The sequence below is a fragment of the Cohaesibacter intestini genome (assembly GCF_003324485.1).
Lineage (GTDB): Bacteria > Pseudomonadota > Alphaproteobacteria > Rhizobiales > Cohaesibacteraceae > Cohaesibacter > Cohaesibacter intestini.
Window position 1 is genome coordinate 647358 of record NZ_QODK01000002.1, and the last position, 24332, is coordinate 671689.

22 protein-coding genes and 2 tRNA genes are annotated in these 24332 nt (G+C 54.3%); 11 read left to right on the forward strand and 13 right to left on the reverse strand.

The window, feature by feature from the left end; all coding sequences use genetic code 11:
- Positions 1-17: 17 nt before the first annotated feature.
- The 7 genes from DSD30_RS08500 to DSD30_RS08530 form a co-directional block, all read right to left on the reverse strand.
- A complete protein-coding gene (locus DSD30_RS08500) occupies positions 18-1292 on the reverse strand; it encodes a TRAP transporter large permease (RefSeq protein WP_114009200.1) in 1275 nt (424 codons plus the stop codon).
- Position 1293: 1 nt separating this feature from the next.
- Entirely contained in the window at positions 1294-1752 is a 459-nt protein-coding gene (locus DSD30_RS08505) for a TRAP transporter small permease (RefSeq protein WP_114009684.1), read from the reverse strand.
- Positions 1753-1871: 119 nt separating this feature from the next.
- On the reverse strand, positions 1872-2861 hold the full coding sequence (locus DSD30_RS08510) for a TRAP transporter substrate-binding protein (RefSeq protein WP_114009201.1): 990 nt from the start codon (positions 2859-2861) through the stop codon (positions 1872-1874).
- A gap of 18 nt (positions 2862-2879) precedes the next feature.
- Entirely contained in the window at positions 2880-3638 is a 759-nt protein-coding gene (locus DSD30_RS08515; RefSeq protein ID WP_114009202.1) for a FadR/GntR family transcriptional regulator, read from the reverse strand.
- Between the two features lie 594 nt (positions 3639-4232).
- Positions 4233-6968 (reverse strand): hypothetical protein, encoded by a 2736-nt coding sequence (locus tag DSD30_RS08520; RefSeq protein WP_157967617.1) that lies wholly within the window; start codon positions 6966-6968, stop codon positions 4233-4235.
- A 159-nt stretch (positions 6969-7127) separates the two neighbouring features.
- Entirely contained in the window at positions 7128-7847 is a 720-nt protein-coding gene (locus DSD30_RS08525) for an RDD family protein (RefSeq protein ID WP_114009204.1), read from the reverse strand.
- Positions 7848-7859: 12 nt separating this feature from the next.
- Positions 7860-8525, reverse strand: a complete 666-nt coding sequence (locus DSD30_RS08530; protein WP_114009205.1) for a hypothetical protein — start codon at positions 8523-8525, stop codon at positions 7860-7862.
- A 398-nt stretch (positions 8526-8923) separates the two neighbouring features.
- On the opposite strand from DSD30_RS08530, the gene DSD30_RS08535 reads away from it, so the two are divergent.
- Positions 8924-9832, forward strand: a complete 909-nt coding sequence (locus DSD30_RS08535) for an AraC family transcriptional regulator (protein WP_114009206.1) — start codon at positions 8924-8926, stop codon at positions 9830-9832.
- A 108-nt stretch (positions 9833-9940) separates the two neighbouring features.
- On the opposite strand, the gene DSD30_RS08540 is transcribed toward DSD30_RS08535, so the two are convergent.
- Positions 9941-10573 carry a GntR family transcriptional regulator gene (locus DSD30_RS08540; protein ID WP_171021929.1) on the reverse strand — a complete coding sequence of 211 codons (633 nt, stop codon included), beginning with the start codon at positions 10571-10573 and terminating at the stop codon, positions 9941-9943.
- Positions 10574-10758: 185 nt separating this feature from the next.
- Between DSD30_RS08540 and DSD30_RS08545 the strand changes: the two genes are divergently transcribed.
- From DSD30_RS08545 to DSD30_RS08570, 6 genes are all read left to right on the forward strand, one after another.
- Positions 10759-11754 (forward strand): NAD(P)-dependent oxidoreductase, encoded by a 996-nt coding sequence (locus DSD30_RS08545; RefSeq protein WP_157967618.1) that lies wholly within the window; start codon positions 10759-10761, stop codon positions 11752-11754.
- An 8-nt stretch (positions 11755-11762) separates the two neighbouring features.
- Positions 11763-12440: an RraA family protein gene (locus tag DSD30_RS08550; protein WP_114009209.1), complete on the forward strand. Its 678-nt coding sequence runs from the start codon at positions 11763-11765 to the stop codon at positions 12438-12440.
- 65 nt (positions 12441-12505) lie between these two features.
- Entirely contained in the window at positions 12506-13471 is a 966-nt protein-coding gene (locus DSD30_RS08555; RefSeq protein WP_114009210.1) for a tripartite tricarboxylate transporter substrate binding protein, read from the forward strand.
- Between the two features lie 8 nt (positions 13472-13479).
- Positions 13480-13935, forward strand: a complete 456-nt coding sequence (locus DSD30_RS08560) for a tripartite tricarboxylate transporter TctB family protein (RefSeq protein ID WP_157967619.1) — start codon at positions 13480-13482, stop codon at positions 13933-13935.
- A 31-nt stretch (positions 13936-13966) separates the two neighbouring features.
- Entirely contained in the window at positions 13967-15484 is a 1518-nt protein-coding gene (locus DSD30_RS08565; RefSeq protein ID WP_245418408.1) for a tripartite tricarboxylate transporter permease, read from the forward strand.
- Positions 15485-15782: 298 nt separating this feature from the next.
- Positions 15783-16700 (forward strand): DUF6268 family outer membrane beta-barrel protein, encoded by a 918-nt coding sequence (locus tag DSD30_RS08570; RefSeq protein ID WP_138147482.1) that lies wholly within the window; start codon positions 15783-15785, stop codon positions 16698-16700.
- Positions 16701-16737: 37 nt separating this feature from the next.
- Here DSD30_RS08570 and DSD30_RS08575 read toward each other — a convergent pair whose 3' ends face one another.
- Positions 16738-17373: a TetR/AcrR family transcriptional regulator gene (locus DSD30_RS08575; RefSeq protein ID WP_171021925.1), complete on the reverse strand. Its 636-nt coding sequence runs from the start codon at positions 17371-17373 to the stop codon at positions 16738-16740.
- 211 nt (positions 17374-17584) lie between these two features.
- Between DSD30_RS08575 and DSD30_RS08580 the strand changes: the two genes are divergently transcribed.
- The 3 genes from DSD30_RS08580 to DSD30_RS08590 all read left to right on the forward strand — a co-directional run bounded on the left by DSD30_RS08580 (position 17585) and on the right by DSD30_RS08590 (position 19900).
- A complete protein-coding gene (locus DSD30_RS08580; RefSeq protein ID WP_114009214.1) occupies positions 17585-18790 on the forward strand; it encodes a fumarylacetoacetate hydrolase family protein in 1206 nt (401 codons plus the stop codon).
- A gap of 188 nt (positions 18791-18978) precedes the next feature.
- A complete protein-coding gene (locus DSD30_RS08585) occupies positions 18979-19488 on the forward strand; it encodes a DUF6653 family protein (RefSeq protein ID WP_114009215.1) in 510 nt (169 codons plus the stop codon).
- A 61-nt stretch (positions 19489-19549) separates the two neighbouring features.
- Complete coding sequence (locus DSD30_RS08590; protein WP_157967620.1) at positions 19550-19900, forward strand: hypothetical protein; 351 nt, start codon at positions 19550-19552, stop codon at positions 19898-19900.
- Here DSD30_RS08590 and DSD30_RS08595 read toward each other — a convergent pair.
- The 4 genes from DSD30_RS08595 to dapA form a co-directional block, all read right to left on the reverse strand.
- A tRNA-Met gene (locus DSD30_RS08595) sits at positions 19879-19955 on the reverse strand. The genes DSD30_RS08590 and DSD30_RS08595 overlap by 22 nt on opposite strands.
- 83 nt (positions 19956-20038) lie before the next feature.
- Positions 20039-20115: transfer RNA gene (locus DSD30_RS08600), tRNA-Met, on the reverse strand.
- A gap of 240 nt (positions 20116-20355) precedes the next feature.
- Positions 20356-20838, reverse strand: coding sequence for an SsrA-binding protein SmpB (smpB, locus tag DSD30_RS08605; RefSeq protein ID WP_114009217.1), 483 nt, complete (start codon positions 20836-20838; stop codon positions 20356-20358).
- 19 nt (positions 20839-20857) lie between these two features.
- The gene (gene dapA, locus DSD30_RS08610; RefSeq protein WP_114009218.1) at positions 20858-21733 is read right to left on the reverse strand and encodes a 4-hydroxy-tetrahydrodipicolinate synthase; all 876 of its coding nucleotides are present in this window, start codon (positions 21731-21733) and stop codon (positions 20858-20860) included.
- A gap of 273 nt (positions 21734-22006) precedes the next feature.
- Here dapA and DSD30_RS08615 point away from each other — a divergent pair, with 273 nt between their 5' ends.
- Positions 22007-24289 carry a lytic transglycosylase domain-containing protein gene (locus tag DSD30_RS08615; RefSeq protein ID WP_114009219.1) on the forward strand — a complete coding sequence of 761 codons (2283 nt, stop codon included), beginning with the start codon at positions 22007-22009 and terminating at the stop codon, positions 24287-24289.
- Positions 24290-24332 lie beyond the last annotated feature (43 nt).

The window sequence follows — 24332 nt, forward strand, 5'->3', positions numbered from 1 at the left end:
ACCTTTGAAACGGGGGATTATCTGAGGAAACCGGGAAGCCACAGAACGACATCCTCGGCGAAGGTGATAATCGCGAGACACAGAAGAAGCGGAACATAGAAGGGCAACAAGGCCTTGAGAAGCGACCGCAAGGAAATCCCTGCGATGGAAGAGACAAGGAACAGAGACAGGCCCATCGGAGGCGTCAGCAGCCCCAGCATCAGATTGAAGATGACCACGATGCCCAGATGAACCGGGTCGATCCCGGCCATGACCAGAGGCGGTGCAATGATCGGCACCACCAGCAAAGTGGCCGTGGTGGAATCGAGTACCATGCCAACGACGAAGAAGATCAGGTTGGCGATGATCAACAGAACAATCGGGTCTGTCGACAGCTGCAAAATGACCTTGGAGAAGTCCTGCGGGATCTGTTCGATCGCAAGGATCCATCCAAACAGCGACGCCGCCGCCACAATGATCAGAATGGCACTGGTGCTGCGCAGTGTCAGCAGCAAGGCGGTCCAGATATGCTGCAAAGTCAACTCGCGATAGACGACAGCACTGATCAGCAACACATAGGCTGCCGTCACCGAGGCCGCCTCAGTTGGTGTGAAAATACCCAGCATCATGCCCGCAATCATCAGGATTGGCGTAAGCAGAGCAGGCAAAGCTGGCAAAAAGCTGTTGGCAATTTCACGACAGGTCGGCCAGCGTTCCGAACGTGGCATCTTGGTGACGATGGCAATGATCGCCGCCGTGATCATCAGCAACACGATGCAGATGAGCGCCGGAATGATGCCAGCAATCAACAATTGGATGATCGACACGCTGGTTACTGAACCATAGACGATAAGCGGAATGGAGGGTGGGAAGATCGGCCCTACAACTGCCGAAGACGCTGTCACTGCAGCTGAAAAGGGGGCGGCAAAGCCACGTTTCTTCATCGCCTCGATCTCGATTTTGCCAAGGCCGCCGATGTCGGCAAGTGCCGCGCCGGACATGCCTGAGAAAATAAGACTGGAGAAGATATTCACCTGCGCCAGCCCGCCAGGGATGCGCCCCACAAGCGTGTCAGCGAACCGGAAAATCCGGTCCGTGATACCGGACAGATTCATCAGGTTGCCAACAAAGATGAAGACCGGCACAGCAACGAGCGGAAAACTGTCCAGTGCATAGGTGACCCGCTGGGCAAGCAAGGCAACCGGCAGGCCTTCGATCGCGACATAACCTATTGAGGGAATGAGGATCGCATAGACCACCGGAAAGCCCAGCAGAAACAGCACCAGAAAGAATAAGATCATGATGAGACCCATGTCACTCTCCTTTCACGGCAGTGCTAGCTGAGCCGTGCAGCCCCTGCCGCAGATGGACCAACGCCCCCAGTCCCACACCAACAAAGGTCGCTCCAAAAAAGATCCAGGACGGAATTTTAAGCGTCGGAGTGGAGTTGGTCAGATTGCCCATGATGCTGATATAGGCCGCATAGCACAGAAAGGCACAGGCGAGCGTGGCAGATATGCTGATCAGGATGGTCAAAGCGACACCGGCCCGACCGGTGATGAGGCTGCGAAGCTCCGTCATCACGACATTCTCGCGATTGTCGATCACCAGTGGGTAGGATACAAACACCAGACAGATCAACAGAAAGCGGGTCAGCTCTCCGGTCCCAATGAGGGCAGAGCCAAGCAGATCGCGCATGATCACTTGCAGCAAAGGCAGAAACACCAGAGCAGCAAGCAAACAGACGCACAGGATTTGGTAGAGACGTTTCATCGAAAAGGACCAATCGCGGCGAGAAAAGGGATGCAGGGCCATCGCAATGGCCCTGCGGGATCGGGGATGTAACGTCAACAGAATGGACACCACCCCAGATCGAGCGCGAGGTTCAAGCCTTATTTCATGGCCTGGATTTCTTTGATATACGGATCATAAGAGGAGAAATCCTCGGAGATCTGCTTGAGAACACGGTCCTGGAACGCCTTCAGGTCGAGACCATTGTCGACCGTGGTGAATGTCATGCCTTTATCTGTCAGTTCCTTGACCAGAGCATCCTGCGAGGACTGGGCCCATTCCAGAGACTGGTTGGCCTTGTCGTCAAGGATCGCGGAGATCGTAGTACGCTGGTCTTCGCTCAGCCCCTGCCAGACCTTCTCGTTGATGAAGATGGCAAGGATCGACTGCATGTGGCTGGTCATCGCAACATGGCTCTGGACCTCATGCAACTTGTTCGCCGAGATCATGGTCAGCGGGTTTTCCTGTCCGACGACCAGTCCGGTCATCAAAGCGGTCGGCAATTCGGACACCTCGACCGGGGTCGGAGTTGCGCCCATCCCCTTGATCATCGAGACCCAGAGATCCAGTGGCACAGCACGAAACGGTTTGTTGGCCATATCGTCAGGCGACTTGATCAAGAAGTTGGACGAGAGTTGACGAGCACCGCGATAAATCCGGCCAATGATGCGGACACCACCTTCCTTGACCAGCTTATCGTTGATTTGCTGAAGCGCCTTAGACGTCTTCGGATTGGTGGCTTCAAGGGCGTGGGCAGCATCACGATAGATGAAGGGTGCGTTGAAGACCGCAGCATCAGGCACCATCCGCGCCAGCGAGGCAAAGTCATGGTGCCCCATCTGGATTGAACCCAGCTTCACACCATCGACCATTTCAGCAACGTTGCCCAACTGGCTCGCAGGATATACCTGGATCTCGACATCCCCCTTGAGGGTATCGTTTATTTCGACGGCCGCTTCTGACGCAAACCGTGTTTGAAAATCACCTTCAGCCCCGACATGCGCATAGCGCAGGGTTACTGCTGAGGCGGGAAATGCGCACAGGCATACCGTTGCGGCGAGCATAAGCTGCCGAGCATTCTTAAAGAACATCTGAGTTCCTCCCAAAGCCTAATTTACTGTCTGAGTTTTCTCCTGAGATCCAAGATACTGAGAAATCAGGTTTTTGCGACGCAGGACGTCGCCTATTGCAAAATGCTCCCTCAGCCGCCGGTCGGCCTCGTCAGCGTTCTTTGCAACAATTGATAGAAACACCTCCCTATGTGCTGCTACCAAATCCTCTACACCGTCATTCTGACGGAATGCCTGTCGGCGCTGGATGTGGCTGCGCTTGAGCAGCTCGGACAAAGCACCGTAAAGCGTGATCAATGATTGACTGTGGCTGGCATGCACGATCGACTGATGGAACATGAAATCCGCATGCCCCCCTTCTTCCGGATCTTCGAGCGTGGCGACCAGAATGTTCAACCATTTGCCCAGCCGGTTCAAATCGACATCATTGGCCCGCTCACATGCCAGTCGGATCGCCTGACACTCGATTGCGATCCGGGCCTGAAAGACATCCTCCAGAATGGCCTGTTCCTGAGAAAAACAGAAAGTGAAGAAGTCCGACAACATGCTCAGATCGACCTTGCCGATATAGGTACCACTGCCGTGGCGCACATCGAGAATACCAAGCATCGACAAAGAGCGCAGAACTTCCCGCAACAAAGGACGCCCAACAGACAGCTCTTGCGCCAGATCGCGCTCGGGCTTGATCTTGTCGCCGACCTTCAGCTCACCGCGCAGAATGCGTTCCTTGAAGTAAGAAACGATCCGGTCGGCGCTGCTTGGCTCCTGCTGTTTTGCAAAGTCGTCGTTGCTTATCATGAATGGCCTCCCAACCGATAAACAAAGCGTAATCTCTTAAAACCAAATTCTCAAACGCTTTCGGAGAAAATCGACCACGCTCATCCAGAACCGGAAAAATCCAAACACGAGCCAACCTGAAGACACAAGTGGGGCAAAATTTTAATTATTAAAATTCAATAATTTAGAAAACAACAGCCAGTTACAAGTAGCTTCAGACGAAATCCAAACAGATCCTCAAAATTGGTCTTACCTCTGAAATACCAAGTGGATAATCTCATCACAGACACCAAAGACCAAGCACCCTAACGCCCCTCCCAAGGCCAGACGCAATGTCATCACTCTTTTTGAAAACCCGCTCAAACGTCCTGCGACATCCATCCTGACGCATGATCATACGAAAGGGCGCGGTCGCGGGTCATGATTGCCTAGGGAAGTAAGCCAGCCGGAAATGACCATATCAAACAGTCCGGCGCACATGCAAAGGAGGCACAAAAGGGCATGCGATGAAGGGCAGCCACCATGCAGATTCGGCTTACCCTCAGCCCCGCAAACAGGCTTGATTTGCAACCATGGGGCGGGCATGACAGGATCGAAAAGAACGACGATCAACCTTCACTGCCCCTCCTCTATGCCCTTGAGGAATTTTTCCGTCATCGCCTTCATTTGGCGATCCGTCATCGTCGGAATGCGGTTCTTGACTTGCTTGGACCATTGATAGAGCGCCCGATTGGCAGCAAGAGAACGGCCACCGATTGCCTTGGACTCAATGACACGACTGAGCTTATAGCCCTTGGCCGCCTGTATGAGCTTTTCCTGCTGGGTCGCCATTTCCGGCAACTCCTCACGAAACTTGTTGGCCAGATCCTTTCGAAACCGCACCACATCCTTCTTCGCAAGGCTTTGCGTCGTGCCCTTTTCAAAAAGACGTGTCGGCTTACCAACCTCAACCACATCATCACCGCGCAAGCTATGAGTAATCTTGCCTGACGGATCGAGCTTGTCGATCCGGCCCGATGTCTGGTTCATCACATCCTTGACATTGAGCCCTGTTTTGGACTGGAACGCACCCGTCCCCTTGTCGCCCCCATAGGCATGGGTCTTGAGATCCTGCGTCGTTAACTTCCCACCCGAAACCTTGTTGACGGCCTTGTCGTAATAGCGCGAGAAGAGCGTCTCCGCTTCCTTACCTTGCGCGGTGGCCGTGCCTTTGGGGGTAAAGTCGATATCGGACGCCCCGCCCCGATAGGTCATGCCTTTGCGCGCATGACTGCCGGTATTTTCAAAATGCGTCAAATGCCCCTTGAGATCAGGACGATCCTTGTAAAGCTGTTTGACGGCTTGCTCTCTGGCGGCAAGATCAAGATCGTGACGCACAGCGTCGCTCACCTTTTTGGCCTTGTCGGTGAGATAGCGCGGATTCTTTTTCAGAGCTTCGATGCCAGCCTTGTATGTCTCACTGGTCGGATCAAGCCGCATATGGGGCGTGATCTTGCGGGCATCAAACTGGCCGCCAGCCTTGCCCAGCGTCTCATTAAGATTGCCAATCTTGCGGGCCGGATGGTTGGCTGGCAGCTTGGACAGCAGCTTCTTCTGGGTTTCTGTGCGGATCGCATCTGATGCGCTGTTCCAGTTGCTCTTGCCTGTGGTCACCGCGACATCATCAGCGGTCCCCTTGACCGTCTTGGCCGCCCCGCGCATAGTCTTTGCTTTGGTTAGGGCACCAGCCGCCAACTTGTTGAGGACGAAACCAACGGTGCCCTGATAAGCTCCCTCCTTGGCCCCTTCCCACAGAATAGACCCTGTGGTGCCTTCGGGATTACCAGCCTCTTTCAGAGCAGCATTATAGGTGTGCAGGGTTGCCATTGCGGCACCACGGGTCAGAACCGTGTCGAGGGTCATTGCTCCGGTCTCAACGATGAACTGCTTCATGGTATAGTCAACCTTGAAGGCGACATCTTCCTCCTGTTTGGCAACGATCCTGTTCCAGTCGCCCAGCACGCCATCCTTATCCGTTGCATCAATATCGCTCAGGTGATCCTGCATGTCCCTGAGGAAGCGAATGCGATGGAGATCTGTTTCTCCGCTGATCAGGGTTTCAATCCGGCCATCAAGCGCCCTTTTCTTGTCTGCCACCTCCTTGAGCACTTTCGGCTGCAACTTGCCTTGCTTTTTCGACGTCTGCCAGGCGTCATAGAGTGTCCTGACATCGTCGCTCTGCCCGCGATGGGACTGATCATCCAACCGCTTGATGGTGGCGCGACGCTCCTTTTCCTGCTGATAGAGGTTGCGCCCGATCCAGCCGCCATCCTCATCGCTCCAAACCTCACCATTTTCATTTTGGTCCCCATCCCTCGGGGGACGTGTCTGAGTCATATCTCCTGAATTTTGATCATCGATGGAAGCAATGTCCCGCTCACTTTCTGGTGGAGGCAAAAAATCTCCCTTTTCTTCGGAATAGACCCATCCCTTTTCATCCCGCGCGCCTTCTTGCGGTTCGAACTCGGCGACTCCGTCCTTTTCGCTATACCGCCAGCCCCGATCCTTGAAATCCTGTTGCCAAGCGTCAAACTGATCGATTGGTTCTGTCGTCGGGCTATCTGTGCGGGGGTGTTGCTCGTCATCAATCCCCTGTTGCTTCAAGGCATCTTCAAGGGCAATCGTACCATTGCCACCAGACAGCGTCACTGGCTTGCGGTCGGGATCGTCACCATCCGGCTGATCATTGGCAACCAGCTCTTGTCGAGGCGGCTCCATTTCCTGCTGGATTGTTTCTGCGGTAATGGCCGGATCTGGCTTTGAAGCCATCGAAGGATCGAACTGATAGGTTGCCCTATAGCTCAAATGCCTTGCATCAGGATGGACCTGATAGCTTTTCCAGTTGCCGGTCAAATATGTAAATCCCTCCTCAACTTTCATTTGATTGAGGATATGCCGCTCGCTCTGCTTGGTCATCAAGAGTGAGATGACGCCATCGGCAGAAAGTGATCCTGAAACGCTGCCTGCTTCCGATCCTTTGCCATACAGCCCATCCTGAATGTTGTTTCGACCATCGCTCCATGTCCGGTCCGACATCGCATACCAGCCCTCAAGCTGTCCGTCGCGAATGACGCCTCGGGCGTCCTCAACCCATTGGGATCGAACATAGCCGCCCTCCTTGTCCGGATAGGCGGCAGTTCTGATGCAATGGACCCGAAAGCGGTCGCCGCGCACAAACAGCTTGTCACATCCCGACGATTTGGAGGTCTGATTGGGAAATGCGTCCCCTTTTGACCAATGCGTTTGGTTGCCATTGACCAGTTGCGTGCTTCCCTTGAGAAAATCCGCATCAAAATTTCTCGGATAAGACACCGTCTCCTGCGCCCTCGCACTGAAGCTGATACCAACGAAACAAAGCAGGAGGGCAAGGGACAAACAAAAGGTCGAGAGCCTTCTTTTTGTTGAATATGTCACGTCGTTCCCTCCCTGCTTTATCGCTTTGCTCAATGGCGTTTCAACAGCCTCGTGCCTTCACAGATCCCACGCATCCCTGCCTTTTTTGATGCCCCAGGAGGATCGGAATTTGACCTTGTCGCCCTCTCCCGTTTCAGCCTCTGGCGCGCCATCGGCGCGATACACATAGGAGCCTTTGGCTGCCACCTTGGCTTTCCGGATAACGACTGTCTCGGCGATCCGGTCTCCAAGGCGCTGGTTGCGATCGGACCTTGCTATCAGAATGACCCCGACGAGATAGAAGAACAGCCCATCAATGAGACGCAGGAAATTGCGGATGAACGCCTGACGCATAGAACAGGGCGAGCCATCGCTCGACACCACCTTGATACCCGTCACCAGCTTGCCAAATGACTGTCCATTGCGCCCCTCGGTGAGCATGAAATAGCCAAGCGAAGCAACAAAGCTCAGTCCCATCGTGACAAGGGCTGGAGTCCCTTCCAGAGAAAAACCCTCTTGTGTGACCCCACCCATGTCACCGGCCACCTGCATGCCAATGACATAGAAGATGATGAAGACGATGATCAGATCGACCAGATGAGCAACAAACCGCTTCCCCAATCCGACATAGTCCAGCGATGGGATGACAGCATGTCCCGGTTGGACGTCCCGGCGGGACTGTGCGTCGGGTTCCCTTTGTTCAGGCGCTGCCTCGGACAGCTCAACCGCACCGCCGCATGCAGGGCAGAATTTGGCCTCTGGGGGCAACCGGGTGCCGCAATGGTTGCAAAATGACATGGTGTCCTCCCGTCATTCCAATTTGTCGTCATAAAAACGGATCGAATTGAAAATGGACCAGACAAAAAGCTCATTGCGCTGCGACTGCGTTGCCTGAGTTAGAAAGCCAAAGCGATAGATCAGGTATTTTGTCTCGAAAAAGAAAGCAAACTCATGCAGCAGCTTGCCGCTTTTCTGGTCCGGATACTCGATGTGAAAAAACTCATAGGCATGGCCATCCTGCACATCCTCGAAATGATAGAGCAGGCGCTGAGAGGCAATGGACGTATCGCGATAGGGCTCCGTCATGGCTTCAAGAGCGGAATAATCGGTCTTTGCGCCAAGAAAGACCCCCAAAAGCATCCCGATCGGTGGATCTTCGCCGCTTTTGGTGTCCTTTCCGACAAACAGAAGCGAATAGCCATTGCTTTCTTCCATCAACTGGCCTTGCCAGAAGTCCGGGATCGCAAGGCGAAAGCCAATCGGCTTATTCTCATCTCGTGCAATGAATGCGGGCAAGCCGATGGCACGACTGTCAGCCCAGCGATAAGCGAAGGGGGCATCATTCGGCAGACCGGAAGCATGGGAGGAATTGGTGGGCACAAGCAACAGCAAAGCAACACTTGTGACTATTGCCATACCGATCAAACGCATTGTCCATGACATGAACAACCCATTCACTTTACCACTTCCGCGCATATCTCGGCCCTCCCTTTCTAGGGTCTCGCCAAGGGACGCTCAGATTGTCAGAATTGCAGCTTCTTGGAATTTGGCCCCAACCCTTCTGCCGTCCCGATCCTGCCCCTTGATGATATCACGGCAGCCAGTCGCAAAATTGAGAAAGTGCCTCACCAAGACATCTGTAGCAGTTGATGAGGCGGATCGACCACCGTCGCCGCGCCCTCTAAGATGCAAAAGACCTTCAGGTGTCTGAGACCATTCAACATCGCCTCTTTTAAATTCAGCAAGGGATGTCAAGTAAGGCGACCACAAAGCCACTAGGCTGCGGACACTGGCAGGAACAACAAGGGCAAAGACCAGACGGCATGGTGCCTCTGCCTTCCCATTGAGGAATTAAGGTCGATGAAGGGAACGAGATGAAAACGAGCAGTGTGAATGACTATGAAGCCCGGCTGCTGCGGGTTTTGGAGCATATCGATTCCAACCTGACAGACCCGTCAAGTCTTGCAGACCTTGCCCGCATTGCGCATTTCTCCCCGTTCCATTTCCATCGCATCTTCAAGGGCATGACAGGAGAAACCGTCGGCGGCTATATCCGGCGACGGCGTCTGGAGGTGGCAGCGGAGCAATTGATCTGCGGCGATCATCCCGTCACGCTCCTCGCCTTTGATGCCGGGTTTGAAAATAGCGAGAGTTTCTCACGCGCCTTCAAGACCCATTTCGGCATGACCCCCAGCCAGTATCGTTGCACGGGCAAGTCGCCAATCACCTCGCGGGCGTTGAAAGCGGCCCGCTTGGGGATGCTGCACACGCAAGCCCGTGCACTTGTCCACTATATGAAAACAGAAGGAAGACGAACGATGTTTGACGTCGAAATCAAGAAACTGCCAGCAATTCACGCGGCCAGTTTGCGTCACATTGGACCCTACAACAAATGTGGCACAGCATTTGAAACGCTTTGCAAAACCGCGACACAAGAAGGACTGTTCAGACAGGACACTATGGCAATGTCGATCTGTTACGACGATCCCCATTCCGTTGACAGCGAGAAACTGCGCTGTGACGTTTGCATCACTGTGCCAGAAGGCACCAAGGTGACAGATCCGATCAAACTGCAAACCATTCCGGCCGGGGATTATGCGGTGGCGGTTCACAAAGGCTCCTACGACACGCTTCAGGCTGCCTATGATTGGCTGTTCGGACAGTGGCTGCCTCAGTCAGGCCGCGAAGCAACCGATGAAAACTCGATTGAAGTCTATCTGACTGATCCCGCCGAAACCAAGCCGGAAGACAACCGCACCGAGATCCGTATCCCGCTGATCTGAGATGAAACACCCCTTGTGATGGGGTCCAAGACCCGCCGGGACGTCTCCTTTTGGGGATGCCCCGGCTGTGTCCGTTCTGGGGGGCAGCTGCACCGGTATCGGCGCCGGTCAGCTCGATGACATCGCCTTTAAAAGACCAATACGCTGCATGCGTCCGCGGCGGATATGCCGGCGCGCAGCATCCTCGGCCGCCGTCGTGTTGCCGTCCTCGATCGCTTGATAGATCTCCTCATGATCCTGCAATGACCAGGTATTATAATCATAACGCCCCTGCGTGGTGCCGCGGATCATGCCAGCGGACACCAGCAGAATCTCGGCGCTGCGCAGCAAATAGCGATTGCTGGCAATTCTGTATACACAACGATGGAATCGGTCGTTGATATCGAGAAAATCGGTCTCATCGGTGGCACCACGCCGCTGTTCATCCAGAATACCGCGCAATTCTATCAGATCTTCCGTCGTAGCCTTCTTCGCAGAGAGCTTGGCCGCAAGACACTCAACCGCCTCACGCATGTCATAGATTTCTTCGGCCCGCTCGATATCAATCTCGGCGACAAAAATCCGGCCACTGTCCACAGTCGACAGAAATCCCTCATTCAGCAGGCGGCGAATGGCCTCCCGAGCGGGGGTCCTGCTGACCTGAAACCGGTCACAGATATCAGCCTCGCTTACACGCTGGCCTGCGCTTAAGGCGCCATCTCTGAGCAATTCGCGCATTTTTGCATACACTTGATCGCTCAAAGGGAGGTCCGCAATGTCTTGCTGAATCCGCATGGGAAAAAATCTCCTACAATTTCAGTTGGATATTAGATATAGCCCGACGCTCTCAGATTGTAAATGTATTTAGTATTTGACTTCAACGCCATTTTTGTATACCAAAAAATCAATTGAGTTATTAAATGGATACAGCGGCGATGAGCTCTGAAATGCAAAAGAAAATATTGGTCACGCGAAACCGAATTGACAGTTCGGCGGTGGACCTGCTCAAGGAAAACGGCTTCGAATGCGTGTTTTCTCCGCCCTACGCCAAGCCTGAAGAGGTGGTAGAAACCGCCAAAGCCAACAATGTCTGCGCGATCATGGTCTCTCAGGGCAAAATCACGGATGCCGTGATCACGGCTTCTGGCGCAGTCGAGGTTATCGCCAAACATGGCAGCGGCGTGAACAACATCAATCTGGCCGCAGCCGAAAAACACAAAATCCCTGTATACAGAGCGGCCGGTGCCAACGCCCGCGCCGTAGCCGAACATGCCATCGCGCTTGTCATCGCGCTGCGCAAATCCCTGCCCTATCTGGATGATGCCACAAAGGGCGGCAATTGGCCCAAAGGCACTTTCATCGGCAAGGACTTCGCTGACACCAAACTGGGCCTGATCGGCTGTGGCGCAATCGGTCGCGAAGTGGCTGGGATGGCCATGGCGCTTGGCATGAAAGTGTCCGTTTTCGATCCTGCTTTGCTCGCCGATGGTGGCGCGTCCGGCCCTGAAGGGGCGACGGTTGTTGCCGATATCGAGACCATCTCAACCAACAGCGATGTCATCTCGCTGCATTGCCCGCTTGTTCCCGCGACCAAACATCTCATCAACCGCGCGTTTCTGGAAAAGATGCCATCCCATGCCCTAATCGTGAACACAGCACGCGGTGGCATGATCGACGAAGAGGCGCTGGCCGAAGCCTTGGAAAATGGCGTGATCGCAGGAGCTGGCATTGACAGTTTCGAGCAGGAACCGCCTGCCGCCGATGCCACGCTTTTCAAGGCTCCCAATCTGATCGCGACGCCGCATGCTGCCGGCCTCACCCCCGGTGCAGAACGCAACATGGCAACAATGGCAGCCCGTTTCATCATTGACCATTTTGAAGGTCGGGAAATTGATCCCGCCTTTCTGGCAACATCCGCCGCACTCGGCGGTCTGCAAGAATAGGAGAGAACATGGCTGAAGGTTTCAGAATCAAGGAAAGTTGGGAGCGGGTTGATCCGGCCCTGATTGCCCGCGCGGCCAAACTGCCAGTGTCCAACATCAGCGACGTCATGAACCGCCATACCGGGGCCCCTGCCAGCATGCGTCCCCGGCATCGTCAGGGCGTTCTCGCAGGTCCCGCCCTGACGGTGAGTGTCCGTCCCGGTGACAATCTGATGCTGCACAAGGCTCTTGTCATGGCCCAGCCTGGCGACGTGATCGTTGTCGATGCCGGTGGCGCGCTGGACAATGCCATCATGGGCGAGTTGATGCTTGCACGCGGCGTCGTATCCAAGATTGCCGGTGTGGCCATCTGGGGCGCAATTCGCGACCTCGACAGCATCAGCAAACAGGATGTCCCCGTTTTCTCGAGCGGCATCAGCCACCGCGGCCCATACAAGGACGGCCCGGGCGAAATCGGGCTTCCGATCGCGATTGGCAATATGACAGTCAATCCCGGCGATCTCATCGTCGGCGATTGGGATGGCCTTGTTTGCCTACCCAAGGAAAGCGCTGCAGAAATTCTCGACCGTGCTGACAAAAAGCATGCAGGCGAAGAACGTCAATATCAGACAACCATTGAAGGCAAATATAATGGCGACTGGATTGACAAGAACCTGAAAGAGCTCGGCTGCGAATTCATCGCATGATGTCCGAGATTTTCACGACAAACCAGACGATAGTCATCGAAATTCAATAGGGAGGAACCTGATCGATGTTTTTCAAACCCCTTAAAACGGCCGCGATTGTCTCGGCACTTGTGGCCACGGCAGTTCTGCCTGTCAAAGCCGCTGATTTCCCGTCCCGCGGCATCGAGTTTGTTGCCGGCTATGGTCCGGGCGGCGGACATGACACCATGTTGCGTTCCATGGCCAAGGTCATTCGGGAAACCAAACTTGTCGACGCATCCATCAACGTCGTTAACAAACCCGGCGGCGGCGGCGCCACCTCTCTTGGCTATCTGAGCAGCCACGAAGGGGACGGCCACTATCTAATGGCAGCGACCTCATCCTTCATCACCACCCCGCTGACGGCCGATGTTGGTCTGAACTACAAGGACTTCACTCCGATTGCCCGTCTGGGTATCGACCCAACCTTGCTCGTTGTTCCCGCCTCCTCCCCGATCAAGAGCCTTGATGACATCAAGACGTCCGGTCGCGTGCTCAATGTTGCAGGCGGCGGCCGTGGCCAGATCGAGCATATCGCCACGATCATGGTTTCCGAAGAGCTTGGCGTGAAACTCAACTTCATCCCGTTCCAGGGCGATGGAGAAGTGGCAAGTGCTCTGCTCGGCGGTCAGGTCGATTTTGCGATGATCAATCCGGGTGCTGTATCCGAGTTCATCAAGAGCAATCGCATGCGCGCCATTGCCATTTCGACCGAAGAGCGTGCTGAAATGTTCCCGGAAGTTCCAACCTTCAAGGAAAATGGCTACGATGTTGTTGCATCCGTCTTCCGCGGTGTGGTTGCAGCCAAAAACATCCCGGCAGAAGCCAAGGCCTATCTCTCCGAACTGGTTGAAAAACTGCAAAAAACTCCAGAATGGACCACACAGTATCTGAAGCCAAACGGGATCATCCCCGGCTATCTGGATGCCGATGCCTTTGCTGCCTATCTGGAAAAAACCAATGGCGTCTATGAAACCAACCTGTCCAATCTTGGTCTTCTGAAAAAGAACTGATGGGCACCATGAAAACTGCAGAAATCACATTTCTGGCAATTCTGGCGGCTTTTGCCGCCAGTCTTGCGTTCGGATCGCTCGATCTCAAATATGCAGACGAGTTCTCCTTTGGTCCCGGCTTCGTCCCGCTGAATGTTGGTATCCTGATTTTTGTCTGCTGCGCAATTCAGGCCTTGCGAAGCTTTGCCAAAAGCCGGCAGGAAAAGGCCGAGACCGATGGCAGGCAGGAACAGGAGGCCAGCTCTCCCAATGTGAGTGGTCTACTGATCACCGCGGCTATCATTGTTCTGGCAGTCGCTGCCATGGCACTGGGCTCTGTGCTCGCTCCCATCTTTGCAATGATTGTCCTGATGTCCTGGCGCGTCGCACGTCATCCGATCACATCCTCACTGTTTGTCGGTGCCACCACGACCGCCACCATCTATGTCATCTTTGCCATTTGGCTGAACCTGCCGGTGCTCTGAGCCGCAGCAAACAATTCACGGGACGAAACACATGCTGGATTCGTTATCTCAACTGATGATGGCGTTCAATCAGGTCGCCACGCCGGAAAACCTGCTCCTGATTTTTGTAGCAGGCTTGATTGGCACCCTTGTCGGGGCCCTGCCCGGCCTCGGGCCATCGGCGGGCATTGCCCTGATGATGCCTCTGACCTTCGGAATGAACCCGATTTCAGGCCTCTCCTTGTTGACCGGCGTCTATATGGGCACCATGTATGGCGGGCGTCTGACGGCAATTCTCATCAACACCCCCGGCGATGCCCCCGCCATCGTGACGGCCATGGAAGGCTATCCGATGATGCTGAAGGGCAAGGGGGGGCAAGCGCTCGGCATCTCCGCGATTGCCTCTTTCGTTGGTGGCATTTTCGGTCTGTTGATGCTGATCTTCTTTGCACCAATCATCGCTGAATATGCCATCTTCCTTGGGCCACCAGAGTATTTTCTGCTCATGTTGCTTGGGCTTAGCATGATCATTGTGCTGGCAGGGTCCGATCCGCTCAAAGCCCTTCTGGCTACCCTTTTCGGCGTCTTGCTCAGCACCATCGGCAGCGACTATGTCTCGGGCAATGTGCGCTTCGCCGTCGTGCCAGAACTGATCGAAGGGGTGGACTTTGTTGCTGTCATCATCGGTCTGTTTGGTATTGGCGAAGTGTTGGTCAATATCGAGGAACGCGTTAAATTGAATATGGGCAAACCCAAATTCAAGTTTAGCGAATTCATCCCCGATCTGGCAGAACTCAAGCATATCAGCTTTCCAACCCTACGCGGCTCGGTAATTGGCACAGGCATCGGCGTGTTGCCCGGAGCAGGCGCCACCATCGCCACCTTCATCGCCTATATCACCGAGAAGAAACTCTCCAAACAGCCGGACAAGTTCGGCAAAGGCGCGTCCGAAGGATTGGCCAGTCCCGAAGCGGCCAACAATGCAGCGGTTCCCGGTTCCCTCATTCCTCTGCTGACCCTTGGTATTCCCGGCTCGGGTGGCACCGCCATCATGCTCGGCGCTCTGATCATGTTTGGTCTCAACCCCGGTCCGATGCTGATGATCCAGTCGGCTGACATCGTGTGGGGCACCATCGCGGGCCTGACGATTGCCAACCTGTTCCTGCTGGGCTCCAACATCTTGCTGATCCCGGTCTTTGTGAACGCCCTGCGGCTGATTCAGAACCACCTCAATGCCATCGTCGTCGCCTTCTGTCTGGTGGGGGCCTTCTCCATCAACTATGGCACCTTCGATGTCTGGGTAACCATCGTCTTCGGTGCCATCGGCTATCTGATGAAACGCGCCAACTATCCAACCGGTCCGTTCATTCTGGCTCTGGTTCTGGCACCCTTGGCAGAAAACTATCTGCGCCAGTCGATCATGCTTGGACAAGGGTCATGGAGTATCTTTGTCAACAAACCGCTGACAATGACATTCACAATCCTGGTGTTGGGCGTTGTTGTCCTCGGTCTGGCCAAATCTCCGACCCAGAAGTTCATGAGCCGACGCCGGAACCGGGCCGCCAACTGACCTTTCAGTGAAGTGAAAGCAAGGAACAAGGTGTAACCTCGGCCGCTTCAGTCCGGAAGATTGAACGAAAATGCAACAATGCAGGCCAGTCCCCTGACTGGCCTGCATTTTTTTGTAAGCATGAAAAAGTCAAGCCTGATCTCACAAACATGAACACAGACAGTAAATCTCCTTCACTACCCCGCTAAGCAATTGAAATTAAGCCGTTAAACTCGCTTGAATTACCAAGAGAACGCGAATGGATTCTTGGCGCAGAAGGCTCCATCTTCTGGCTTTGACCATCGATTAGGAGGCTTACTTGTCCAAATTTTCAAAGTCGCTTCAGACGGCTCTGTCAATGTTCATCCTGTGCCTGACAGCACCCACGGCCATTGCCCAGGAAGGGGCCCCGAAGCTTTCCTTCAGCACGAGCGTGGCTGTCATGGGATCCGGAAAATCGGAGCTGGGCAAGGGCAACAAACTGCAATGGTATCGCGGCAGCCTGGATGCTGCTTTAACATGGGCTCCCGAACCAAGAACATCATATGGAGCGGAATTCAGTTTGGGACGCACCCACTATGATTTCGATGCCAATGTTCTTGGCCGGAGTAAACTTGATGTTGATGAATTCAGCCTTTCCCTGCCCGTCAACATGCCTTTCATGGAGCGCGGCGGTCTGTTCTTCTCGCCTCAACTCTCCTATTCGGGACAGTCAGGTGCTGAATTCGAGGACAGCATAACGTATGGCGCCATCGGCGCTGTGGCCTGGCAAATGTCACCCAACCTGTTGATCGGGCCGGGCGTCGGTGTCTTCAGCACATTTGAAGGCAGCGAAGACGACATCAGCCTCTTCCCGTTTCTGGTTTTGGATTGGAAATTTCATGACGACTGGTCCCTGTCGACAGGGGCGGGTTCGGTTGTCAGTCGTGGCCCGAACTTGCAATTGTCCTATCAGGCGAGCGATGCCCTCAAGTTTGGCGTGGAAGCCGGATATGAAAGCACGGAGTTCCGGCTCAACAAAAATCATCCTATTTCTGGTGGCATAGGCAAACAAAGCCATGTGCCGATTGCCTTCACAGCCAACTACAGCCCGCGGGAAAATCTAACCATCGCAGCCTCCGTTGGAGCCTCGCTGGGGGGGAACCTGCAGTTCAATGACAAGAACGGCAAAAAGGTCTATGACAAAGATTATGACATCACGCCGATCTTTGGCGTCAAGATGTCACTTGAATTCTAGTCGAAGAAGTGTGGCAGTGTGATGCTGCCACACTTCTTTAGGCTGTCTGGTGGCTTCTGAGATACGAGATCACCATTCGCACCACCTCTTCAGCGACAACGTCTATATATCCAGAATGACCATGGAGGACAGCGCGGTGGATGCTGCCCTCCACCGTCTCACGGATGACAAGTGCAGTGGCTGTGATGTTACGAATAGGAAGCTCGCTGGCCAGACGCTGAAACAGTCTTTGTTGTGCTGCGTCGATCTTTTCGGACATGGCGGCTCTGCTTTCCGCATTGACCGATACTGGCACGACTTCGGTCAGGACGCGATGCAACTCAGGCTCATTTTGGTGGAGGTCAACCGTTGCCCGAACCAGCCTGCGGATCGCATCGTCAAGCGGCAACGATTCCGCTTCTGCAAATGCCTTCTCCATGATGGCAGACGTCTCATGATGATGTCGACGCTGCAACTCCTCGATGATCTCATCGCGATTGGAGAAATATTGATACAGCGACCCAATGCTCATTCCGGCTCTTTCGGCAATGCGTGTCGTATTGGTGGCTTCATATCCGACGTCTGCCAGCAGCAACTGCGTACTCTCTAATACCGCTTCCACCATGACTTTTGCTCGCTCCTGTTTGGGGCGCCGGCGAACGGACGATTGAGATGGCGTTTTCTTGCTGTTCATCAGAGTGCTCCGTGCTCGGTAGAACATGAATGAGAGGCTTCGTGCTTTATGATCAAGTGAATTTTAGTCATATAAGTCAGAAAGATAAGTCAATCATTGCGGTCAATCGAATGCGAATTAAAAATATGAGTGATTCTTCATATTATGGCACTGTCAGACAATTTTCCAAGCCTCGTTTGGGGATATTTTGAAAATAGTGAAGGAATGCACTTTGAGATATTTCTATTACATTATTGTTGCAATCGCGGCCTGCTATGGGGCGTTATTCGTCGCCTTGCAATTGCCAATGGTGTCGCGCACCCAACCCATCGAGGCGGCGTTGCCGATCTCCCAGCTTGCAAATCCGGGTAAGGCCTTGACCTTTGCACGCGCCAATGTTGACGGCATGCCCCATATGCTGCTGGTCACCGAGTTGACGGGGCAAGGAGCCAAGGCCATCGATCTCAGTGTGATGGCTGGGAGAGACCTCAATGATCCTTTTGATGCTCTGGACCATTTTGGACGACCGGCACTCGTCCAGATGGCTGATGCGCACCAGAAGACGGCCCAGTCGTTCGATCAGACGCAGTTGCTTGCAGCTGTTCAAGGCTCCCGACATATTTCCTTTGGAACGAACTTTCTCGATCACGGAACAGAGGTGCACAACGAAACCCCGTTCTATTTTCCCCGCCTCACCGAACCAACTCCCTCCATATCCAGCCTGCCAATCGACCCCGAGCACCAGATGATTGATTATGAGGTGGAACTTTGCATGAGCTTTGACCGCCCCATCGCAAAGCTCGAAGATTTTGACGCGGCGCGGAAGCTGGTTTTCCTTTGCGGAGACTTCAGTGATCGCAAGGTGATGCTGGACGGAATGCCTGACAATGAAGAAACCCTCAGTGGCATTGGTTTTACGGATGCAAAGAGCTTGCCCGGATTCTTCCCCACCGGCCCCTATATGGTGGTGCCAGATGACTGGCAGGCCTTCATTGCAAGCGAGGTGATTGGCACCAGCCTGAACGGCGAGCCTATGCAGTTGACCACTGGCAACATGATGATCGAGGACTTCCGCGCCATGACCGATATTGCCTTGAAGAGCGGATCAGAGACAAAATGGACTCATCACGGCAACCCGGTTGGCCTGCTGCCCACGGGGCGCATCGAGACCCAGCAAGTGCTTCTGTCCGGCACCACCGAAGGGGTGTTGTTTCGTCCCCCCAGCCTCAAAGCCAAGATCACCCTAGGTGCAAAATACGCCATGACAGGGCGTTTCTTGACCGGAATGTCGGGATTTCGATCAGTCGTCAATGACTCGATCAACGCCGCAATCACCGACAAGATCATGCTAATGCCCGGTGACAAGGTAAAGCACCATTCCAGCCGCCTTGGCACGATCGTCACAACAATCAAAAAGCGAAATTTGGACATGCCCTGACCCACTTGAGGCTATTCGATCTATCGTGATCCGCGACAAATAGAAAAAGGTGCATCGGATTTCCCATCGAGTTTTGGGTGCCAAACCGCCAGCCGAGAAGAATAGTCTTGAAAAGACACAATTTGATTGTAGCCAATTCGCTTACTTGGTTACGGTTGAAAACCCGATTTTGGAGAAGGTAAGGCACAATGACGCTCGAACGAAAAGTCGCGAATGTTTTTAGGCTTACAGATGAAAACTGGATGAAGCATTCCAACCCTTGGAGTGTCTGGACAAGATATTCTGTCCTCCCCATTATTGTATTGGCTTTTTGGTGTCGGGTCTGGATCGGCTGGTGGTGTTTGATCCCAGGGCTCGCATCCTTGTTTTGGATGTTTTTGAATCCCATCTTTTTTCCCAAACCAAAATCAACAAAGAACTGGGCCTCCAGATCGGTGCTGGGCGAAAGGGTTTATCTCAACAGGGACAGGATCGACATTCCGGAGATTCACAAAACTCCTCTTTACTCGATACTCAATACGATTTCTTCAATCGGTATGCTGATAGCAATCTGGTCGATCATCTACTACTCCATTTGGGGCGCAGTCCTTGGCGTCGCCTTGGCCTATCTGGGGAAAAGTTGGTACCTTGATCGAATGGTCTGGCTATATGAAATGATGAAGTCGGAAAGCGAAGAATACCAAAGTTGGGACTACTAGAACGCTCGCTCTGTTTTCCTTTGTGAACCTCACCCGCGAAAAGCGTAAGTCAACTGAGAACATGAGAAAATTTGACTGCGCTATGTTGGCCAGCAACCGGGTCCACAAAACAATGGATGATGCCAGATACAACATCTCCAACCACGTCAATATAGTCTGCAATCCCAAACGCAAGGAAACACCCAAGGCCATATTGGCGCAGGGAGCACCAGAGCCTGAAGCATTCCGACCCGACATGGCCGAGCGCTATCGACAGGAAATCGATGGTTTGCTCAAGTCGCGCAATAGCGATATGGCAGGCAATCTGTCAGCTACAACAAATCGGGAGAAACCAGATAGATTGGAGGATTTGCCGTCAGTCCTGCAAGAGCAACAAAAAACAGGACAAATTGGTTGCGGGGGCAGGATTTGAACCTGCGACCTTCAGGTTATGAGCCTGACGAGCTACCGGGCTGCTCCACCCCGCGCCAATGAAACACATCTGTGTTTCGCGCAATCCATGACAAACCGCCTGCCAGAAGGCAAGTCAAGAAACCGGAATTCTTGAAGTTGGTTGCGGGGGCAGGATTTGAACCTGCGACCTTCAGGTTATGAGCCTGACGAGCTACCGGGCTGCTCCACCCCGCGTCATGGAAGTGTCATCTTTATAGAGGCCTTCGCAGAATATGAAACCCCCAAATCCGGTTTTCCCCTTCTTTCCTCGAAGGGCTGGTTTGTTCTGCTTGCATAGCCTTTCAAAAGGTAAGAGAATCCGCGTCTTGCCTTTTCAGATGAAACCAAGGCGCATTCAGAACAGCAACTCGACGACGGTCAAGCGGACCAGACAAACCCAAAATCCGGGCCCCATTCCCGGATGGATGGCTGATCTTATCCCCGCTCACGCATCAAGCGGGCTTTGTCGCGCTGCCAGTCGCGCTTCTTGGCGTCCTGCCGCTTGTCATAGTCCTTCTTGCCCTTCGCCAGGGCTATCGCCAGCTTGGCAATACCCTTGTCATTGAAATAGAGCTTCAGCGGCACAATGGTCATCCCATCGCGCTGGACCCCTTGCAGCAATTTGGCGATTTCGCGTTTATGCAACAGCAATTTGCGTGGACGGCGTGGTTCGTGGTTGAACCGATTGCCCTGATCATATTCGGGTATATTGGAATTGATCAGGACAATTTCACCATTTTCGTCTGACGCATAAGACTCGGCAATGTTGGCAACACCCAGCCGCAAGGACTTCACTTCCGTGCCCTTGAGCTGCAGCCCTGCCTCGATCACATCGCCGATCTCATAATTGTGTCGCGCTTTCCGATTCTCCGCGACAACACGGTTGTTCGGATCGCTTTTCTTCTTTTTCTGTGCCATGGCAACACAGATAAGCCCTTTAGATCAGACCTGCAACCTTCATTGCATCTTCAATCTCGGCTTTCACCTCTTCCTTGGCAGAGATCAGGGGCAGACGGATCTCATTTTCGATTTTCCCGAGCACCGACAGTGCATATTTGGCACCAGCCGGGCTTGGCTGGAGGAACATGGCGCGATGCAAAGGGGACAAGAGGTCATGCAATTCCAGCGCGGTGGTCCAGTCCCCTTCCAGACAAGCCTCCTGGAATCGGCTGCACAGGCGCGGAGCCACGTTTGACGAGACCGAAATACAGCCCACACCACCCTGCGCGTTGTAACCAAGCGCGGTTGGATCCTCACCGGACAGCTGGATGAAGTCCGGCCCCATTGCCAAACGCTGACGGGTGACGCGGGTAAGGTCTGCGGTTGCATCCTTGACACCAACGATATTCTCGCAATCCTCAAACAATCGCGCCATGGTCTCGACGCTCATGTCGATTACGGAGCGAGGCGGGATGTTATACATGATGATCGGCAAGGAAATCGCATCAGCAACTGCCTTAAAATGCAGATAGAGGCCATCCTGACAAGGCTTGTTATAATAAGGCGTCACCAACAGAACCCCATCGGCACCGGCTTTCTCGGCATGTTTGGCAAGATCGATCGCTTCCGTGGTCGAGTTAGAGCCCGCACCCGCAATCACGGGCACACGCCCATTTGCGACCTTGACGCAGGTTTCGACAACTTTCTTGTGCTCATCATGGCTAAGCGTTGGGGATTCTCCGGTGGTGCCCACCGGTACAAGACCATGCGTACCTTCAGTGATTTGCCAGTCGACAAAAGACTCAAAGGCCTTGTAGTCCACAGCGCCGTCACGAAAAGGGGTGATAAGAGCGGTGCAAGATCCTTTGAACATGCTGCGTTTCCTCTTTTTTGGTGGTCTGAATATTATTTTCAGCGCACCTTTTGTCATTTTAACTAAAAAATCCAGCAAATTGCCGAATTAACCGCCATTTCCGGCAATTTGCCGTAAGCTTGGGCGCATAACACCACGATTTGGCCTGTCATGCAACAAAATCGAATCTGTCATCCCCGAAGGGATTTATTCATCATAATTTTGCAAGATTGATGTCCCAAAGAAAGATAAACCGATAAATATGAAAATTTTCAAGCAGGTATGCTCTCATCTATGCACAGAATTGCGCTAACGGCCTTAACACTGATCGCCCTGTCAGCCCAAAGCCTCGCCCAAAGTGCAGGTATCGCCCCGCCTTTGCCGCAGCCAAAGCCGGATGCAGCGCCAGTCGCTGCCCCAGTCGCGGCCCCTGTGCCGCCCCCTGTGCCGGCTCCACCTGCGGCTGGGTCGATCACCCCTGCTCCGGTCAATCTGACCCGTCAGACCGTCGAGCATCTGATCGACACCCATGGCATAGACAACGGCCAGCATCCCGAGAGCCTGTCGGTCCTGCCCAAGACCAAACCGGGTCTCACTCCGATTGCTGCCGCATCCCAGCCAGCAGCAACCAGCCAACCAGTCAAAGCGGCCTTGCCGAAGGTGGAACGCCATCGCACAGACATTGCCGCACAACGAGGCTCGCTTGAACAGGCCCTTGATGCGCTGTCGAAACGCAAGCCCAAGGTGGCTCTGGCGATTCACAAAGGCATGAAGCCTTCGCTTGACCGGGCAATCCTGACCTACATCCTGACCGTCGGCGCCTATCGCGATTTTCCTGCCTATGAGATCAAGTCCTTTTATGACCGCAAAACCAACTGGCCCAGTCGCAGCCTGACGGTGCGCAGGATCGAGGAAGCGCTCGCCCGCGAAACTCCGCCCGGCCCGGCCCTGTCTCGTGCCTTTGGCAACCAGATCCCGAAATCCACCAGTGCAGCCATTGAGGTGGCCATCGCCCATGCCCGTTCTGGCAAAGCCAAACAGGCGGCAAGGATCATTCGTCCAATCTGGCGCGGCGAAGGTTTGTCCGCCAAGCTTGAAAGCCGCATCCTGTCGAACCTACGCTCCGTGCTGGGCCGCGATGACCACTTCCACCGTGCCAGCTATTTGCTCTATCGCGAACGCGCCAATGGGGCAATCCGGATGAAAAAGCTGCTGACCAACGGCCAAAAACGTCTGGTCGACGCACGCGTGGCGGTCATCCGCAAAAAACGCAATGCCAGCAGCAAGTTAAGCGCGGTGCCGCGTTCGCTCCGCGCCGATCCGGGCTACATCTTTTCTTACATCCAGCATCTGCGCCGCAGCGGCAAGGTCACCAAAGCTGCTGATATGCTGATCAAGGCCCCGCGTGACCCCAAGAAACTAATCAATCATCGCGAATGGTGGATTGAACGTCGTCTCCTGTCGCGCATCATGCTCAACAAGGGCGATGCCCGCCGTGCCTACAAGATTGCAGCCCGCCACACGGCCCAGTCTGGCAAGGATATCTCCGAGGCGGAGTTTCATGCGGGCTTCTTTGCTCTGCGTTATCTCAAGGACCACAAGACCGCAGCGGTGCATTTTGAAAAGAGCTGGAAACAGGCGAGCCGAGACCGGGACAAATCCCGCGGCCTCTATTGGCAGGGCCGCGCATGGGAAGCCGCTGGCAACCGGCAGGTAGCAGAGAAATTCTACAAGGCGGCCGCCAGTCCGGTTTATTATTATGGCCAGCTGGCGCTCGAAGAGCTTGGCCAGACACGGTTGCGCCTGTCCCATCCACCAGCAGCCAGCGCCGAGGTCAAGGCACGATTTGACCGGCGCGAACTGGTCAAAGCCATCAAGCGCCTGAAGGCAGTGGGTCACGGCAAACGCTCCGGTCCGCTCTTCCGCCATCTGGCCCGCGCCCTCGATGATCCGTCCGAAATCGCGCTCGCGCACCGTCTGGCCCAGAACTATGGCCTGCATCAATATGCCGTCCAGATCGGCAAGATTGCCCTTAGTCGTAACATGCCCGCCCACAAGATGGCCTTCCCGCTCAATGTCATTCCACGCTCGGCCAAGACCAATGGCGTCGACAAAGCCCTGATTTATGCCCTGACCAAGCAGGAAAGCGTCTTCAACATTCAGGCCGTCAGCCATGCCAACGCGCGCGGTTTGATGCAGATGCTGCCCGCCACAGCCAAAAGCACCGCACGAAAAGTCGGAGTGCGCTATTCTCGCGCCAAGCTGACAAGCGACCCCAAATATGCCGTGCGGCTGGGCAGCCATTTCCTCAAGGAGAATCTCGACCGCTTTGGCGGCTCCTACATCCTCACTTTCGCGGCCTACAATGCGGGCCCAGGCCGTCCACCCCAGTGGATCGAACGCTTTGGCGATCCGCGCACCAACCGGGTCAGCGCCATCGATTGGGTGGAACGAATTCCCTTCACCGAAACGCGGGACTATGTCATGAAGCTGATGGAGAATTTGCAGGTTTACGAGGCGCGAATCCATGATCGCCCGCTGGACATTTCCAAAGACCTGAAACGCGGCCAGCCATAGCGCGCAACGCGCGACACTGCTGCGGCCTCTGAGACTTTCTATC